The organism is Variovorax sp. 01N425 (assembly GCF_056399465.1).
In genome coordinates, this window is record NZ_JBFTRJ010000002.1 from 28639 (window position 1) to 44811 (window position 16173).

Below are 16173 nucleotides of genomic sequence, written 5' to 3' on the forward strand. Positions count from 1 at the left end.
AGGTTCTCCTTGTTCGGTGTTCAGGCGTGGCTGGGCAGGATGTTCAAGAGCGCGGCCGGCAGTTCGGCCTTCAGCGCCCACTGGCGCATCGCTTCGATGTCGGGCGCAAGGTAGCGGTCGCGTTCGAGAAAAGCGACCTTCTTGCGGATGGCGGCGAATTCGGCTTCCACGAGCGGGGAGCTCTTGAGCCCGCGTTTGAGTTCGATGCCTTGCGCCGCGGCCATCGCTTCGATGCCGATGACCACCGCCGTGTTGTTGACCATGTCGCCGAGCCGGCGCGCCGCGAAGGTCGCCATCGACACATGGTCCTCCTGGTTGGCGGAGGTGGGCAGGCTGTCGACGCTCGCGGGATGCGCGAGCGACTTGTTCTCCGACGCAAGGGCCGCGGCCGTGACCTGCGCGATCATGAAGCCCGAGTTCAGGCCGCCATCGCGCACCAGGAACGGCGGCAGGCCCGAGAGGCCGGTGTCGAGCAGCAGCGCGATGCGGCGCTCGGCAATGGCGCCCACTTCGCTCACGGCCAGCGCAATGATGTCGGCCGCAAAGGCCACCGGTTCGGCGTGGAAGTTGCCGCCCGAGATCACTTCGCCGGTGTCGGTGAACACCAGCGGATTGTCCGAAGCGGCATTGGCCTCGATCACCAGCACGCGCGCGGCATGCGCGAGGTTGTCGAGGCAGGCGCCCATCACCTGCGGAATGCAGCGCACCGAATACGGGTCCTGCACGCGGCCGCAGTCGGCATGCGACGGCACGATCTCGCTGCCTTCGAGCAGCGTGCGCACCGCGCCCGCCACCGCGATCTGCCCCGGCTGGCCGCGCGCGGCATGGATGCGCGCGTCGAAGGGCTTGATCGAACCCTGGATGGCTTCGAGCGAGAGCGCGCCCGACATCAGGGCCGAAGCGAACACGTCCTCGGCGCCGAACAGGCCGGCGAGCGCGAGCGCAGTCGACACCTGCGTGCCGTTGAGCAGCGCCAGGCCTTCCTTCGGGCCGAGCACGAAAGGTTCGAGCCCGACGAGGCGCATGGCCTCTGCGCCGCTGACCACGGCGCCGTCGGCCGTGGTGGCCTCGCCCTCGCCGATCAGCACGCAGGCCATGTGCGCGAGCGGTGCGAGGTCGCCGGATGCGCCGACCGAGCCCTTGCACGGAATGCGCGGCATGACGCCCGCATTGAACAGCGCCAGCAGCGCATCGGCCAGCGCGGGCCGCACGCCCGAGTGGCCGCGCGCCAGGCTCACGGCCTTGGTCGCGAGCACCATGCGCACCACCGGCGCGGCCAGCGGCTCGCCCGTGCCCACGCTGTGCGAGAGCACGAGGTTGCGCTGCAGCTCGGCCAGGTGGTCGTTGCCGATGCGCGTGCTCGCGAGCTTGCCGAAGCCGGTGTTGATGCCGTAGACCACCTGGTCGTTCTCGACGATGTGGCGCACCGCCGCTTCGGCGCGCGCCATGCCCTCCTGCACCGAAGGATCGAGCGCCAGCCGCACGCCGCCGGCCTGGATGCGGCGCAGCATGGCGAGGTCCACCTTGCCGGGCGTGAGGGTCAGGGGGATGGCGGTGTGTTTGCTTGTTGGCATGTGAACCTGTCTATACAAGTGGTTGCGAGAGAAAACCTTCGGTTTCCGTGACAAAAAAGGTCAGCCGAAGCTGGGGTTGCCGTCGGCCTTGAAGCGGCTGCCCAGGCTGTAGCGCGACGCCGGATGCAGGCAGCGCACCCAGGTGACCGGCGTGTTGCGCGTCCAGGTGCGGCGCGTGAGCAGCAGGCAGGGATCGGTGGGCTCCATCGCGAGCCGGGCCGCCTGCTCGGCGGTGGGCAGCACGGCGTCGACCACGTGCTCGATCTGGTCGAAGGGCACGTGGCGCACCAGGTACTCGCTGGGCGGCACGGCGGCGAAGTCCTGCTCGAGGAAATCGGGCACGACCAGCGGGTTGACGTAGCGCTCCTCCAGCTGCACCGGCGTGTCGTTCTCCAGGTGCAGGCAGACGCTGTGGAACACCGAGGTGCCCGCGCGCATGTCGAGCCAGGCGGCCACGTCGGGCGAGGCGGCCAGGCGTTCGACCGCGAGCATCTGGCAGCGGTAGTCGTGCCCGCGCTGTCGGATCTCGCTCGCGATGTTGGCGATCTGCAGCAGCGTGGACTGTGGCTTGTTCTCGGCCACGAAGCTGCCGACGCCGGCCACGCGCACGATGCGGCCCTGCTCCATCAGCTCGCGCAGCGCGCGATTCACCGTCATGCGCGAAATGCCGAACTGCGCGACCAACTCGCTCTCGGACGGCAGGCGGTGGCCGGCCGGCCAGGTGCCGTCCTGGATCTTGCGGGAGATGTGATCCTTGACTTGCGCATAGAGCGCGAGGGACGGCAGGTCGCGTTTCATGTCGGGCGTGGGGCTCGTGTCAGTGCTCGGCCGCGGCCATCGACTCGGCGCGGATCTCTTCGGTCAGCCGCGCCTTGATTTCCATGAACTCCGGCGAGGTCTTGATGGTGTAGCTGCGCGGATGCGGAAAGTCGACCGCGATCTCGGTCTTGATGCGGCCCGGCCGCGCGCTGAACACCGCCACGCGGTTGGCCATGAAGATCGCCTCGTCGATGTCGTGCGTGACGAACAGCACCGTCTTGCGCGCCGACTCCCAGATGCCGAGCAAGAGCTCCTGCATCAGCACGCGGGTCTGGTTGTCGAGCGCGCCGAAGGGCTCGTCGAGCAGCAGCATCTTGGGGTCGTTGGCGAGCGCGCGCGCAATCGCGGTGCGCTGCTGCATGCCACCCGAGAGCTGCTTCGGAAAATGGTGCTCGAAGCCGCGCAGCCCCACCTTGGCAATGAAGAACTCGCTGCGCTCCTTCTGGTCGGCCTCGCTCATGCCGCGCTCGCGCAGGCCGAAGCGGATGTTCTGCGCCACCGTGAGCCACGGAAAGAGCGTGTAGCTCTGGAACACCACGCCGCGGTCCGCGCCCGGGCCTTCGATGCGCTCGCCGTCGAGCAGCACCTGGCCGGTGGTCGGGAAGTCGAGCCCCGCGACGATGCGCAGCAGCGTCGACTTGCCGCAGCCCGAGGGGCCGAGGATGGTGACGAAATCGTTCTCGCGCACCTCGAAGTCGATCGGCAGCAATGCCTGCGTGCGCTGGCCCTTGGTGCCGGTGAAGACGCGCGAGACGCCCTGGATGGAAAGTTGGTCGTTCATCAGAGTGCAGCCCAGGCGAACATGCGGCGGTTGAGCGCCTTGAAAGCGAAGTCGGACACCAGCCCGATGACGCCGATCACGATGATCCCGAAGATGATCTGCCCGGTGTTCAGGAGCGCCTGGCTGTCGGTGATCATGTGGCCGATGCCCGACGAGGAGCCGATGAGTTCCGCCACGATCACGTAGGTCCAGGCCCAGCCGAGCACCAGGCGCAGCGTCTCGGCAATGCCGGGCGCAGCGCCCGGGATGAGCACGCGCGCCACGATGCCGCGGCTCTTGGCACCCAGCGTGTAGGCCGCCTCGACGAGGTCGCGCCGCGCGCCGCCCACCGTCACGGCCACCATCAGCACGATCTGGAAGAACGAGCCGATGAAGATCACCAAGAGCTTCTGCATCTCGCCCAGGCCCGCCCACAGGATGAGCAGCGGAATGAAGGCCGAGGCCGGCAGGTAGCGGCAGAACGAGACGAAGGGCTCGAAGAAGGCCTCCACGGCCTTCCAGGTGCCCATGGCAATGCCCAGCGGCACCGCCAGCACGGCCGCCAGCAGGAAGCCGCCGAACACGCGCCACACGGTCATGCCCACGTCGCCGATGAAGCCGAATTCGGCGAACAGCATCCAGCCTTCCTTCAGCATGGTCACGGGGCTGGCCAGGAAGGTCGGCGGCACGAAGCCGCCGAGCGTGGCAACGGACCACACGAGCACGAAGGCCACGAAGAAGCCGAGGCCGAGCAGCACGCGGGCGCGCCCGCTGACGGGCTCGAGCGGCGCGAGCGAACGGCGCCGCGCGAGCGCGGCGGCCTGGGGGGTTGCGGCCGATGCAGGCGCCGCCGCGCGCGGCGCCACCTGCGGCAGGGCCTTACTTGACGAAGCTTGCATCGAACATGGCCGTGTAGTCTTCCGGCGCCTTGCGGATCACGCCGGCCTCCAGCAGGATGGGCGCGGCTTCCTTCATGAAGCCGGTGAGTTCGCCCGCGAAGAACTTCTGGTTGGCGGCCTTGTCCTGCCAGCGCAGGTAGGCCGACGACTTGGCGAACTGCTCGCCGGTCTGCTTGACGGCCGAACCCATGAGCTCGTTGGCCTTGGCCGGGTCGGCCTTGATCATGTCGAGCGCCTCGAAGTACGACTGCGCGAGCGCCTGCGCCGCCTTGGCGTTGGCCTTGAGCCAGGTGGGCGCGCAGCCCACGGTGTCCATCACCATCGGGTAGTCGAGCGTGGTGGCCAGGATCTTGCCGGCAGTGGGGTTGGCGCGCACGGTCGAAAGATACGGCTCGTAGGTCATGGCGGCGTCGTTCTGGCCGGCCACGAAGGCCTGGGCCGCGGGCTGCGGCTCGAGCGAGACCAGCTTCACGTCCTTCAGCGTCATGCCGTTCTTGTTGAGCATCCAGGCGAGGCCGAAGTAAGGCGCGGTTCCCGGCGCGCTCACGCCGACGGTCTTGCCCTTGAGGTCGGCAAAGCCCTTCACGTCGTTGCGCACCGCGAGGCCGTCGGCGCCGTAGGACTTGTCCATCTGGAAGATCTGCACGATGGGCACGCCGTTGGCGTTCCAGGCCACATGCGTTTCCACCGTGGTGGCGGCGCACTGGATGGCGCCGGAGGCCAGCGCGAGGTGCCGGTCCTTCTGCGGAATCATCTTGAGTTCGACGTCCAGGCCGTTCTTCTTGAAGATGCCGGCCTTGTCGGCCAGCGAGAGCGGCGCAAAGCCGGTCCAGCCCGACATGCCGAGCGCAATCTTGGTTTCCTGCGCGGCGGCCGTCTGGGCCATGCCTGCTGCACACGCACCTGCTGCCAGCAGCGAAGCGACTTTCACAACTACCGTCTTGACGACCATGGGTACTCCTGGTTCTGATCTTTAAAAAAACGCAGCGATGCGCTCCCGACCACGGGCTGCGCGCACCTCGCATTGTTGCCAAGCGCCCCAACTTGTATATACAGGATAACCCGAAAGGACCGTTTCGGTGCATTTCTTCAGCAAAATGCACCAGATTGCTGTCTATACAGGAAGGCGGCAAGGCGGGCTTCACCATTGCAAACCTCGTGCCACAGTCCTGCCGGTGCCGCTGGGGGACAATCGGCGTTTCCCCCTTTTCGCCCACCCACCCTTCGCATCCGCTGCCTGTGTCCTCGCTCGCTCCCCTCCCCCTCGACGCCCCCGGCAGCAGCAGCGCACCCGCCGACATCCTTCACGAAGTCTTTGGCTATTCGCAGTTCCGCGGGCCGCAGCAGGACATCGTCGAGCACGTGGTGGGCGGCGGCGATGCGCTGGTGCTGATGCCCACGGGCGGCGGCAAGTCGCTGTGCTACCAGATCCCGGCCATTGCGCGGCAGCGCGCGGGGCGCGGCGTCTCGGTGGTGGTGTCGCCGCTGATCGCGCTGATGCACGACCAGGTCGGCGCGCTGCACGAAGCCGGCGTGAACGCGGCCTTTCTCAATTCAACGCTCGACTGGGAACAGACGCAGGACGTCGAGCGCCGCATGCTGCGCGGCGAGATCACGCTGCTGTACGCCGCACCCGAGCGCGTGAACACGCCGCGCTTTCTCTCGCAGCTCGATTCGCTGAAGGAACGCGGCAAGCTCTCGCTGTTCGCGATCGACGAGGCGCATTGCGTGAGCCAGTGGGGCCACGACTTCCGCCCCGAATACCGCGCGCTCACGGTGCTGCACGAGCGCTACCCGGGCGTGCCGCGCATCGCGCTCACCGCCACGGCCGATGCGCTCACGCGCGCCGACATCGTCGAGCGGCTGCAGCTGGAGGAGGCGCGCCAGTTCGTCTCCAGCTTCGACCGGCCGAACATCCGCTACACCATCGTCGAGAAGAAGGACGCGACCACGCAGCTGCTGCGCTTCATCGAGCGCGAGCACGAAGGCGATGCGGGCGTGGTCTATTGCCAGTCGCGCAAGCGCGTGGAAGACGTGGCCGTGATGCTGAAGGGCGCGGGCATCAACGCGCTGCCCTACCACGCGGGCCTGGACGCGGCGGTGCGCCAGAAGCACCAGGACCGGTTCCTGCGCGAAGAAGGCGTGGTGATGGTCGCGACCATTGCCTTCGGCATGGGCATCGACAAGCCCGACGTGCGCTTTGTCGGCCACCTCGACATGCCCAAGAACATCGAGGGCTACTACCAGGAAACCGGCCGCGCGGGCCGCGACGGCGCACCGGCCGATGCCTGGATGGCCTACGGCCTGCAGGACGTGGTGAACCAGCGCCGCATGATCGACGAGAGCCCCGCGGGCGAAGAGTTCAAGCAGGTGATGCGCGGCAAGCTCGACGCGCTGCTCTCATTGGCCGAGGCAAGCGACTGCCGCCGCGTGCGTCTCTTGGGCTACTTCGGCGAGAAGAGCACCCCCTGCGGCAACTGCGACAACTGTTTGAACCCACCGCAGGTGTGGGATGGCACCGATGCCGCGCGCAAGCTGCTCTCCACCATCTACCGCGTGCAGCAACTGAGCGGCATCAGCTTTGGCGCGGGCCACATCATGGACATCCTGCGCGGCAAGGAAACCGAGAAGGTCAAGCAGTTCGGGCACGAGCGCATCAGCACCTTCGGCATTGGCGCGGAGTTCAGCGAAGTGCAGCTGCGCGGCGTGCTGCGCCAGCTCATCGCCACGGGTGCGCTGGCGGTCGATGCCGAAGCCTTCAACACGCTGAAGCTCACGGAAGGCTCGCGCGCGGTGCTCAAGGGCGAAGCGAACGTGACGCTGCGCGAGTCGGTTTCGTCGCCGGCCGCGCGCGGCGGCAAGCCCCGGCGCGAAAAGGCGGCGCGCGGCGCCCCGTCTCCGGCGGCCGCGGCACTCGATGCCGACGGTCAGAAGCGCTTCGAGGCGCTCAAGGCCTGGCGCGCGGAAGTGGCGCGCGAGCACAACCTGCCGGCCTACGTGATCTTCCACGACGCCACGCTGGCGGCCATTGCCGAGCGCGCGCCCGCGACGCTCGAGGACCTGCAGGGCATCAGCGGCATCGGCACCAAGAAGCTCGAGGCCTACGGCGCCGAGGTGCTGCGCGTCTGCAGCGCGTTCTAGTTGAGCTTCAGGGCCGCAGCGCGATCGGCACGGGCCGCGTGAGCAGGTCGACGTACAGCTCGAAGAAGCGCGCGTTGTCGAACTTCTTCACCACCGTCATCTTCTGCAGCGCCGGGCCCGCGGGCTGCGAGGCGTAGCCGATGGAGCGGCCGTTGTCGGCGGCGCCGGGCTTGGCGACCACGTCGACGTAGCGCTCGACGGTTTCGGTGGCATAGGCCGGATCGATGAGGTAGGCGAGCGTGAGCGTGTCCCAGATGTTCTGCGTGTAGGCCGGGTTGTTCTCGAAGCCGTTGGTGCCGCTGAAGCCGTAGCCGTTGAGCTGGCGGAACACCTCGGTCACGGCGGTGGGCGTGGCCGGATGCGCGATGCGGTCGTAGATCGGCTTGGTCAGGAACACGGTGTCGGTCACGTCCAGCGGCACCACCACCTGCGGAATCGGCAGCCGCACCACGAACTGCGCGGCCTCGGGGTCGAACCACCAGTTGAACTCGGCGAACTTGGTGGTGTTGCCCGGCACGTCGACCGCGCCGCCCATGTAGATGATCTTCTTGATCAGCGGCACGATCTCGGGGTTCTGCTTGACCGCGAGTGCAATGTTGGTGAGCGGCCCGATGGCCAGGATGGTGATCTCGTTCGGGTTGGCCTTCACGGTGTCGACGATGAAGTCGGCCGCGCTCCTGCGCTGGAGTACCGTGTGGGTGGCAAAGCCGTCGGGCGAGGGCTTCAGGTCGGCGTCGGTCTTGGGCTCGGGCGAACTCCAGGCACCCAGGTAGCCGTCGCCGCCGGAGCCGGCCGCCATCTCGGCCTCGATGGTTGCGTAGTCGTGGTTGAAGGCGTAGTTCGCGCCCGCATAGATGCCGATGCGGTCGCCCACGCCGAGCCGCTCGACCGACTTCAGCGCGTCGGCCACGCCCTGCTTGAGCCACTGGTTGCCCGACACCACGCTGATGCCCATGACCTGCACCTTGCCCTGGGCCTGCAGCTGCGCGGCCATGACGCCGAGCTGGCCGTCGTCGCTCATGGTGTTGTAGTCGCTGTCGATGATGATCTTCTGCGCTGGCGGCGGCGCCGCGCCGAAGCCCGGTGCGAGCCCGATGCCGCTGTTGCCGTTGCCGCCGCCCCCGCAGGCCGAGAGCGCCGTGGCGAGCAAGGCTGCCGCCATCCACCTGCGTCGCTGAATCCGAATCGTCATCCCGGCTCCTTTTCGAGTGCTTTTGCCATGTAGAACTAAATGCCAAACGTTTGCGCAAACGTTTGCTCTAACTCTAAAGCGCATGCCACGGGTGTGGCAAAGCGCAAGGTTTCAAGGGGTAACCGAGGCCGGCGCCGAAGCGGTTCAGCCCGGCGATGGCGCGGCTTCGAGCAGGCGCATTTCGCGCAGCGGCGTACGGTCGAGCAGGTAGGGCTGTTCGCCGGCCGTCCCGGATTTCTCGAGCCCCGCTCCGGTCTTGGCCGAAACGGGGCAGGCGCCGCCGCTGCGCATGGCCAGTGCGGCCGCCAGCCGCGCCTCGGCCGGGTCGCCGAGCGGGTGGTCGAAATCGTCGGCCACGGTGCAGTCGGGCGCGAAGCCATCGCCGTAGTCGCCGAAGTTCTTGGCGTTGACGCCCTGGAACTGGATCGCGAAATAGCTGGTGCCGCAGTTGTCCTGCGGAGAGAAGCCGTAGGGCTTGCCGCAGGTGGCGCCGCCCACGAGGTTGACCTTGACGTCGATGCCGCGCAGGCCATTGACCACCGATTCGCTCGCCGAGCAGGTGTCGGGGCCGACCAGCACCGTGACCTGCGAGAGGCCCAGCCTTGGCAGCGTCGCGCCCGTGCGGCTGGTGCCGTAGAACGGATAGATGGTCTGCGCCGGCGTCAGGTGGAACGGATTCTTGTCGTTGAAGGACAGGCGCTCGAAGACCTTGCCCGAGGTGGTGGCCGACGAGGACACCATGGAGGCGAGGCGGTTCGCGATGTTGAGCTGGCCGCCGCCGTTGTAGCGCATGTCGAGCACGAGGTCCTGCACGCCGTCCTGCCTGAACTGGTTGAAGGCGCTGATGAGCTGCGACTCGGAGGTCGTGATGTGGTCGTTGAAGAGCAGGTAGCCGACGCGGCCGCTGCCGGTGTCGATGCTCTTGACGTTCTGCACCGGCGTGCGCGTGATGCTCGCCGCGGCCAGCGTGACGGTGCGCGTCGCACTGCCTTCCTGCAGCTTGAAGCTGTGCGATTCGCCGATGGCCGTGGGCGCGATGCCGCGGTTGATCACGGCGGTGTTGGTGCCGTTGACCACGTCGACGCCGTCGACCTCGAGCACCTTGGCGCCGCGCGCGATGCCTGCCGTGGCCGCGGGCGAGCCGGGCTCGGTGAACGCGATGCGCAGGTCGCGCGGGCGCGAGTTGCGCACGAACGCGAACTCCATGCCGTAGCCCGGCGCCACGCCGTTCTCCGAGAGCTGCCGGTAGCGCTCGGTGTCGTACACGTAGTGGAAGCGGTCCTTCGCGCGGCCCGATGCCGTGAGAGCCGGGGTCTTGAGCACGCTGAAGTAGGCTACCGGCGTGGCGTAGTCGGCCGCCTTGAGGGTGGTGGGCACCTCGCCGTACCAGAGGTAGGTTTCGTCGATCCATCCGCGCACCCAGCGCTTCTCGTCGGTCAGCGTGCCGGGCTTGTCGGGGTAGGCGATTCCCGTCTCGGGGTTGGTGCCGGGCCGCGGCGCGGCGCACAGGCCGGCCACGGTGGACGAGGCGACGATGGCGTCATCGTCGCCGCTGCTGGTGGGAGGCGGCGTGGTGCCGGGCGGCGCGACGATCGGAAATCCGCCGCCGCCGCCGCCACCCCCTCCTCCCCCACCGCCACAGCCCGCCAGCACGCAGACGATGCCGGCCAACGCGAATGCGGCCGCAGCCGATGCGGTGAAGCGCGGCCTCGCCCGCGCATGTCCATTGCCCAAGCTCATCGAGATCCTCCTCGTGCCCGCCGCGGCGGACGGTTTTCTTTCTTGTCTGCCGCCGCGCTCCCGCGGTCTTGCCTGCTGTGCGCTATTGCATGAAGCCGATGCCGCGCGATTCGCGCACCTCGGGCTTGATGCGGTGCTCGGCCTCGAGCTGGTCCAGGAATTCGGCGGCCGAGAACTCGACCGCAAGAATATCCGTCTGCCGCTTCACGGCCGCGAAATCCCCCGGGCACAGCTGCTGCAATTGCGCCAGCCGCGCCTTGATGCCTGCGGTGAGCAGCGCGGCGTCGCCCGCCAGTGCCTCGGTCACGAACATGCGCTCGCGCTGCGGCGCGGTGAGCGGCATGAACTTGATCTTGAAGGTGAAGCGCCGAAGCGCCGCCTGGTCGAGCCGGTCGAGCAGGTTGGTGGTGCAGATGAAGACGCCGTTGAAGCGCTCCATGCCCTGCAGCATCTCGTTGACCTCGGTCACTTCGTAGGTGCGCTGCGCGCCGCGCCGGTCCTGCAGGAAGCTGTCGGCCTCGTCGAGCAGCAGCACGGCCTTCTCGGCCTCGGCTTCCTTGAACATGGCGGCCATGTTCTGCTCGGTCTCGCCGACGTACTTGCTCATGAGGTCGCTGGCCTGCTTGATGATCAGCGGCCGGCCGATGGCCTTGGCGATGTGCTCGGCCAGCGCGGTCTTGCCGGTGCCGGGTGCGCCGTAGAAGCACAGCGTGCCGTGGCCGCGCGCCTTGATGGCCGCCACGATGCGCGGGATCTCGAAGCGGGTCTCGACATTGAGCATGTCGAGGTCGTAGGTGGTGACGCTGCGCCGCTCGCCCGGGCCGGTGTCGAGCGTGCCGAGCGCGAGGTCGGCGTTCTTGAGCTGGCGCTCGATCAGCGCTTCCATCGAGGCGCCGTCCTCCGTCTGCGCGAGCCCCGCAAAGCGCACCGCGGTGCGGATCTGCGCGGGCGTGAGGCCCTTGCGCTCGGCCAGCTTGGCGGTGAAGGCCTCGGACACGACGATGCCTTCGAGCGTCTTCTTCACGAGCTGCTCGCGCGCACCGGGCGGCGGCGACTTGAGCTCCAGGTGGTAGGCGAAGCGGCGCCGGAACGCCGGGTCGATCTGCTCGATGCGGTTGGTGACCCACAGCGTGGGCACGGGGTTGGCCTCGAGGATCTGGTTGACCCAGGCCTTGCCGCTCACGCTGCCGCTGGTGGGCGCCGGAATCTGCTCGGCGCGCGCCATGAACTGCGCGGCCTCGGTGCTGATGGGCGGGAACACGTCCTCGACCTCGTCGAACAGCAGCGCGGCCTGCGCGCTGCCCTTGAGGAACACCTGCGCGATCTGCAGCGAGCGGTAGCGGTCGCGGCCGCTCAGCGAATTGCCGTCGCGGTCGGCATATTCGACCTCGAACAGCTCCAGGCCCGCCGCCTGCGCCACCACCTTGGCGAGCTCGGTCTTGCCGGTGCCGGGCGGCCCGTAGAGCAGCACGTTGACGCCGGGTTCCTTGCGCGCCACCGCGGCGCGCAGCAGCGTGACCAGCATCTGCGCGTCTTCCTCGACGAAGGAGAAGTCGTGCGTGGTGAGCGCGCTCTTGGCCGAGGGCCGCGTGAACACGGCCATCAGTTCGTTGTGGTCGCGGTACTCGCGCATCAGCACCGGCGGCAGCTTCTCGCTGACCTTCATGAGGTCGGCCAGGTCGGTGATGTTGTGCTCGGAGATCAGGTTCTCGACCAGGCCGATGCGCTCCAGCCGCGAGCCCGCGCGCAGGGCCTCGCCCACTTCGGTGGCGTTGACGCCCGCGATGTCGGCAATGGCGGCATAGGCCTCGGGCGCGTTGTTGACCTTGAACTCGACCAGCAGCGAGCGCAGGTCGCGCTGGTAGCGCGCGAGCGTGCCGTAGAGCAGCAGCGCGCGTTCGGCCTTGTTGAGCTGCAGGAGGCCCGCGAGCGCGTCGATGTTCTTCTCGACCAACGTCGACTGCTTGCGCAGCGCATGCGTGAGCCAGTCGCGCGTGACGGCCAGCACCGAGAGCAGGTCCTTGGGGTAGTCCTTGGCGTATTCGTCGAGGTAGAAGAACAGCGTGCCTTCCTCGTAAGGTCCGCGCCACACGCCATGCCGCTCGAGCAGCGTGCGGCCGTCGAAATTCTCGACGCCCTTCCAGGCCTCGTTGCCGGCGCAGCGCCGGCCCAGGAATTCGCGCAACCGCTGCAGCACCGCGGCCGGCCACACCAGGTGGCGGCCGGTGAGCGAGAGCAGGCCGTTGATGTCGCGGCGCACGTTGAAGCGCGGCCCCTGCTTGGCGGCCAGCGTGAGCACGAAGTGCGAGCACATGAGTTCGAGCACCGGCGCACCCTTGAGCCCAGGCGACGGCAATGCCTGCCCGCGTACCGCAGCAGCCACTACATCGACACCCGCACGCTTGACCATCGGACAACCTCCAGACGAGGAACTTCTTGGGGCGACCATAACGCAGACTTTTGGCTTCGGGAAGACGCGGGAGCGGTAAAAACCCTGATGAGGCGATTCCAGCCACAATGCCCGCCATGGTCGGAATCGAAGAAATCCGGCGCGCCGCGGCGCGTCTCGAGGGTCAGGTGCTCAACACGCCCTGCGTCGAATCGCGCACGCTCTCCGAGATCGTGGGCGCGCAGGTCTACCTGAAGTTCGAGAATCTGCAGTTCACATCCTCGTTCAAGGAGCGGGGGGCGTGCAACAAGCTGGTCGATCTCCTGGAAGCCGACACGCGCGGCGGCCAGGAAGCGACGCGGGGCGTGGTGGCCATGTCGGCCGGCAACCATGCCCAGGGCGTGGCCTACCACGCGCAGCGGCTCGGCCTGCGCGCGCTCATCGTGATGCCGCGCTTCACGCCTGGCGTGAAGATCGAGCGCACGCGCGGCTTCGGCGCCGAGGTGGTGCTGCACGGCGACACGCTCGACGCGGCGCGCGCGCATGCGCTGGAGCTGGCCGAACGCGAGGGGCTGACCTTCGTCCACCCCTACGACGACGAGGCCATCATCGCGGGCCAGGGCACGGTGGCGCTCGAAATGCTCGATGCGGTGCCGGACCTCGACACGCTGGTGGTGTCGGTCGGCGGCGGCGGGCTGATCGCGGGCATGGCGATCGCGGCGCGCGAGCGCAAGCCCGGCATCGAGATCGTCGGCGTGCAGACCACGCGCTTTCCGGGCATGGTGAATGCCGTCAAGGGCACCCAGCACCTGCAGGGCAAGAGCACCATCGCCGAAGGCATCGCGGTCGGAACGCCCGGCGTGCTGACGCGGGAAATCATCGCCCAGCACGTGGACGACCTGCTGCTGGTCGACGAAGGCGACATCGAGCAGGGCGTGCTGATGCTGCTCGAGATCGAAAAGACCCTGGTCGAGGGCGCAGGCGCGGCCGGCCTGGCGGCGCTGATCCGGCATCCGGCGCGCTTCAAGGGCAAGCGCGTGGGCCTGGTGCTGTCGGGCGGCAACATCGACCCGCTGCTGCTGGCGGCCATCATCGAACGCGGCATGGTGCGGGCCGGCCGGCTGGCGCGCGTGCGCGTGAGTGCGCGCGACGTGCCGGGCTCCTTGGCCCAGATCACGGCCACTGTGGCAGAAGCGGGCGCTAACGTCGATGAGGTTCATCATCAAAGAGCGTTTACCATGCTGGCAGCCCAGAACGTCGACATCGAGCTGGTGCTGCAGACCCGCGGGCGGGCCCACCTGGCCAGCGTGCTGGGCGCATTGCACGACGCCGGCTTCGAGGCCGAGGAGCAGCACTGAAGGGGCTCGCAACCCCCTAGACCGCGGCGCCGGGGGCCGCCGGTAAAATGGCCGCAGTTTTTCCGTATTTGAGTATTCGAGGTAATCAATGTCCAACCCTACTCCCGTCGAGCCCGGCCACGCCGCCGCCGTTGAAAAAGACGCCGTCGAATCGATCGTGCACCTGATGCCGCTCGTGCTCCCGCTGGCTGGCGGCGTGCTGATGCTGCTCCTGGCATCCATCGCCGTCTACTTGGCCTGACAGCCATTTGCGTCTTCGTCCGCGGGTCGTGCGGCCCGCGTTGACGCAGTCTCCCGAAGCGAAAACGTTTTCTCAAACGGACCTCCGCGCCAGCAGGCGCGGCGTCCCGTTCGGAAAGACGATTTTTTCAACTTAGGAGATTTCCGATGAACGCACCCACGATGCAGGGCCTCGCCATCCAGGCACCCTCGTACGTCAAGAACGCAAAACTGATTGCCTGGGTGGCCGACATGGCCGCGCTTTGCAAACCCCAGGCCATCCACTGGTGCGACGGCAGCAAGGAAGAGTACGACCGCCTCTGCCAGCAACTGGTCGACGCGGGCACCTTCAAGAAGCTCAATCCGGCCAAGCGCCCCAACTCCTTCCTCGCGGTGTCCGATCCGAGCGACGTGGCGCGCGTCGAGGACCGCACCTTCATCTGCTCCGAAAAGAAGGAAAACGCCGGCCCCACCAACAACTGGATGGCCCCGGCCGAAATGCGCGCCACGCTGCAGCCGCTGTTCGACGGCTGCATGAAGGGCCGCACGATGTACGTGGTGCCGTTCAGCATGGGCCCGCTGGGCTCGCCGATTGCCCACATCGGCATCGAGCTTTCCGACAGCCCCTACGTGGCGGTCAACATGCGCATCATGACCCGCATGGGCAAGGCCGTGTACGAGGTGCTCGGCGCCGACGGCGAATTCGTGCCCTGCGTGCACACCGTGGGTGCGCCGCTGGAAGCGGGCCAGAAGGACGTGGCCTGGCCCTGCAACAAGACCAAGTACATCGTCCACTACCCCGAAACGCGCGAGATCTGGAGCTACGGCTCGGGCTACGGCGGCAATGCGCTGCTGGGCAAGAAGTGCTTCGCGCTGCGCATCGCCTCCAACATGGGCCGCGACGAAGGCTGGCTGGCCGAGCACATGCTCATCCTGGGCGTGACCAATCCCCAGGGCAAGAAATACCACGTGGCCGCGGCCTTCCCGAGCGCCTGCGGCAAGACCAACTTCTCGATGCTGGTGCCGCCCGCCGGCTTCGAGGGCTGGAAGGTCACGACCATCGGCGACGACATCGCCTGGATCAAGCCCGGCAAGGACGGCCGCCTCTACGCGATCAACCCCGAGGCGGGCTACTTCGGCGTGGCGCCCGGCACCAACATGCTGACCAATCCGAACTGCATGGACAGCCTGGACCATGACGTGATCTTCACCAACGTCGCGCTCACCGACGACGGCGACGTCTGGTGGGAAGGCATGGAGCAGGACACCGGCTCGCTGCCCGCGCACCTGATCGACTGGCAGGGCAAGGACTGGACGCCGCAGATCGCCAAGGAAACCGGCGCCAAGGCCGCGCATCCGAATTCGCGCTTCACCGTGGCCGCCACCAACAACCCGGCGCTCGACGATGCCTGGGACGACCCGAAGGGCGTGGCCATCGACGCCTTCATCTTCGGCGGCCGCCGCTCGACCACCGTGCCGCTCGTGACCGAGGCCCGCAACTGGGTCGAAGGCGTCTACATGGCCGCCACCATGGGCTCCGAAACCACCGCCGCGGCCGCCGGCCAGCAGGGCGTGGTGCGCCGCGACCCGTTCGCGATGCTGCCGTTCACGGGCTACAACATGAGCGACTACTTCCAGCACTGGCTCGACCTGGGCAAGAAGCTCGAGGCCTCGGGCGCCAAGCTGCCGAAGATCTACACCACCAACTGGTTCCGCAAGGGTGCCGACGGCAAGTTCGCCTGGCCCGGCTACGGCGAGAACATGCGCGTTCTCAAGTGGATGATCGACCGCGTCGAAGGCACCGCCAAGGGCACCGAACACATCACCGGCGTAAGCCCGCGCTACGAAGACCTCAACTGGAACGGCCTGGAATTCAGCGCCGAGCAGTTCGCCACCGTCACCAGCATGGACAAGGCCGCCTGGCAGGCCGAGCTCAAGCTGCATGCCGAGCTGTTCCAGCAGCTGGCGCACCACCTGCCCAAGGAACTGCCGGAAACCAAGGCGGCCATCGAGCAGCGCCTGGCGGCCTGACGCCGGTCCCCAGGTCTTGTGCGGCCTGTCCGCACACGCAAAAAAGCCGCC

Annotated in this window: 12 protein-coding genes; 4 read left to right on the plus strand and 8 right to left on the minus strand. The window is 67.7% G+C overall.

Features of this window, described 5'->3' with window-relative positions; translation table 11 throughout:
• Positions 1–20 precede the first annotated feature (20 nt).
• The 5 genes from hutH to AC1DSC_RS03215 are packed head-to-tail and all read right to left on the minus strand — an operon-like array spanning position 21 to position 5004.
• Positions 21–1574, minus strand: coding sequence for a histidine ammonia-lyase (gene hutH, locus AC1DSC_RS03195; RefSeq protein WP_436287096.1), 1554 nt, complete (start codon positions 1572–1574; stop codon positions 21–23).
• A 60-nt stretch (positions 1575–1634) separates the two neighbouring features.
• A complete protein-coding gene (hutC, locus tag AC1DSC_RS03200; protein ID WP_436287095.1) occupies positions 1635–2372 on the minus strand; it encodes a histidine utilization repressor in 738 nt (245 codons plus the stop codon).
• Positions 2373–2391: 19 nt separating this feature from the next.
• Complete coding sequence (locus AC1DSC_RS03205) at positions 2392–3174, minus strand: ABC transporter ATP-binding protein (RefSeq protein ID WP_307656119.1); 783 nt, start codon at positions 3172–3174, stop codon at positions 2392–2394.
• Complete coding sequence (locus AC1DSC_RS03210) at positions 3174–4052, minus strand: ABC transporter permease (RefSeq protein ID WP_278877433.1); 879 nt, start codon at positions 4050–4052, stop codon at positions 3174–3176. The genes AC1DSC_RS03205 and AC1DSC_RS03210 overlap by 1 nt, the downstream gene beginning before the upstream one ends.
• A complete protein-coding gene (locus tag AC1DSC_RS03215) occupies positions 4033–5004 on the minus strand; it encodes an ABC transporter substrate-binding protein (RefSeq protein ID WP_436287094.1) in 972 nt (323 codons plus the stop codon). Before AC1DSC_RS03215 ends, AC1DSC_RS03210 begins: the two co-directional genes overlap by 20 nt.
• A gap of 287 nt (positions 5005–5291) precedes the next feature.
• Here AC1DSC_RS03215 and recQ point away from each other — a divergent pair, with 287 nt between their 5' ends.
• Positions 5292–7193 (plus strand): DNA helicase RecQ, encoded by a 1902-nt coding sequence (gene recQ, locus AC1DSC_RS03220; RefSeq protein WP_436287093.1) that lies wholly within the window; start codon positions 5292–5294, stop codon positions 7191–7193.
• Between the two features lie 7 nt (positions 7194–7200).
• Here the strand turns inward: recQ and AC1DSC_RS03225 are convergent, their stop codons facing one another.
• From AC1DSC_RS03225 to AC1DSC_RS03235, 3 genes are all read right to left on the minus strand, one after another.
• Positions 7201–8385: a nucleoside hydrolase gene (locus AC1DSC_RS03225; protein WP_436287092.1), complete on the minus strand. Its 1185-nt coding sequence runs from the start codon at positions 8383–8385 to the stop codon at positions 7201–7203.
• A 144-nt stretch (positions 8386–8529) separates the two neighbouring features.
• Complete coding sequence (locus tag AC1DSC_RS03230) at positions 8530–10125, minus strand: S41 family peptidase (protein WP_436287091.1); 1596 nt, start codon at positions 10123–10125, stop codon at positions 8530–8532.
• Positions 10126–10207: 82 nt separating this feature from the next.
• Positions 10208–12535 (minus strand): ATP-binding protein, encoded by a 2328-nt coding sequence (locus tag AC1DSC_RS03235; protein ID WP_012745315.1) that lies wholly within the window; start codon positions 12533–12535, stop codon positions 10208–10210.
• Between the two features lie 116 nt (positions 12536–12651).
• On the opposite strand from AC1DSC_RS03235, the gene AC1DSC_RS03240 reads away from it, so the two are divergent.
• The 3 genes from AC1DSC_RS03240 (at position 12652) to AC1DSC_RS03250 (ending at position 16122) form a co-directional block, all read left to right on the plus strand.
• Complete coding sequence (locus AC1DSC_RS03240; RefSeq protein WP_027730607.1) at positions 12652–13872, plus strand: threonine ammonia-lyase; 1221 nt, start codon at positions 12652–12654, stop codon at positions 13870–13872.
• A gap of 88 nt (positions 13873–13960) precedes the next feature.
• On the plus strand, positions 13961–14113 hold the full coding sequence (locus AC1DSC_RS03245) for a hypothetical protein (RefSeq protein ID WP_012745313.1): 153 nt from the start codon (positions 13961–13963) through the stop codon (positions 14111–14113).
• A gap of 146 nt (positions 14114–14259) precedes the next feature.
• Positions 14260–16122, plus strand: a complete 1863-nt coding sequence (locus tag AC1DSC_RS03250) for a phosphoenolpyruvate carboxykinase (GTP) (RefSeq protein ID WP_018906657.1) — start codon at positions 14260–14262, stop codon at positions 16120–16122.
• The last annotated feature ends 51 nt before the right edge of the window (positions 16123–16173 follow it).

Coding starts and splice junctions, on each gene's coding strand:
- AC1DSC_RS03240 (WP_027730607.1), top strand. CDS start 12,652: ATGGTCGGAATCGAAGAAATCCGGCGCGCCGCGGCGCGTCTCGAGGGT.
- hutH (WP_436287096.1), bottom strand. CDS start 1,574: ATGCCAACAAGCAAACACACCGCCATCCCCCTGACCCTCACGCCCGGC.
- AC1DSC_RS03230 (WP_436287091.1), bottom strand. CDS start 10,125: ATGAGCTTGGGCAATGGACATGCGCGGGCGAGGCCGCGCTTCACCGCA.
- AC1DSC_RS03215 (WP_436287094.1), bottom strand. CDS start 5,004: ATGGTCGTCAAGACGGTAGTTGTGAAAGTCGCTTCGCTGCTGGCAGCA.
- AC1DSC_RS03235 (WP_012745315.1), bottom strand. CDS start 12,535: ATGGTCAAGCGTGCGGGTGTCGATGTAGTGGCTGCTGCGGTACGCGGG.
- AC1DSC_RS03250 (WP_018906657.1), top strand. CDS start 14,260: ATGAACGCACCCACGATGCAGGGCCTCGCCATCCAGGCACCCTCGTAC.
- AC1DSC_RS03205 (WP_307656119.1), bottom strand. CDS start 3,174: ATGAACGACCAACTTTCCATCCAGGGCGTCTCGCGCGTCTTCACCGGC.
- AC1DSC_RS03210 (WP_278877433.1), bottom strand. CDS start 4,052: ATGCAAGCTTCGTCAAGTAAGGCCCTGCCGCAGGTGGCGCCGCGCGCG.
- AC1DSC_RS03245 (WP_012745313.1), top strand. CDS start 13,961: ATGTCCAACCCTACTCCCGTCGAGCCCGGCCACGCCGCCGCCGTTGAA.
- hutC (WP_436287095.1), bottom strand. CDS start 2,372: ATGAAACGCGACCTGCCGTCCCTCGCGCTCTATGCGCAAGTCAAGGAT.
- AC1DSC_RS03225 (WP_436287092.1), bottom strand. CDS start 8,385: ATGACGATTCGGATTCAGCGACGCAGGTGGATGGCGGCAGCCTTGCTC.